The following is a 543-nucleotide window of genomic DNA, read 5'->3' as shown; positions in this document are numbered from 1 at the left end:
ACTTGGCAGCCCTGGGGAGGGACACAATGCGGGTTATCTGCAAATGCGGACACAAAGGTAGGATAGCGTCACGAGAAGCGTTTTCGAGTGATTTTGCGAAGTTGTACTGCCAATGCTTGAACGCCAAATGCGGGCACACATGGGTGGCCAACTTAACGTTTTCCCACACGCTAAGCCCCTCTGCACAAACATTTGACCGGGTGTTATTTGACAGGCTGAAGGAGATGCCCAAAGCGAAGCAGCGGGAACTGTTTGAACAACTTGKGTCACACGCTGTTGCGTAAAATGCAGGTCGCCGCTCCAATGGAGTCGGCGACTTGATCTCTAAATTATGAACGGCCTATCAACATCCAGACGACCTCTCTGGATTAATGATTAGGACCTCGGCCAACCGCTTTAGGTGACGCTGTTCCCCTTCGGCCAATTGCCGGTAAAAACAGATCAGACGACGTTCGGTTTTCGTTAATGGCGGCCATTCAAGCTCAACCATTTCATCCAGCCGTTCTTCGACTGCTGTGCGATCCAACATGCTTACTACTCCAT

The 543-nt window shown here is 50.9% G+C and carries 2 protein-coding genes; one reads left to right on the top strand and one right to left on the bottom strand.

Features of this window, described 5'->3' with window-relative positions; all coding sequences use genetic code 11:
* The first annotated feature begins 26 nt into the window (after window positions 1–26).
* Window positions 27–284 (top strand): ogr/Delta-like zinc finger family protein, encoded by a 258-nt coding sequence (locus AC1DH9_RS30685; protein WP_477809521.1) that lies wholly within the window; start codon window positions 27–29, stop codon window positions 282–284.
* Between the two features lie 59 nt (window positions 285–343).
* Here AC1DH9_RS30685 and AC1DH9_RS30680 read toward each other — a convergent pair.
* A partial coding sequence (locus AC1DH9_RS30680) for a hypothetical protein (protein WP_477809520.1) occupies window positions 344–543 on the bottom strand: 200 nt, incomplete at its 5' end.

Source organism: Pseudomonas sp. 05T35, from assembly GCF_056396605.1.
Note: the sequence above shows the minus strand (reverse complement) of the source record. Positions and strands in the feature narration are given on the sequence as shown.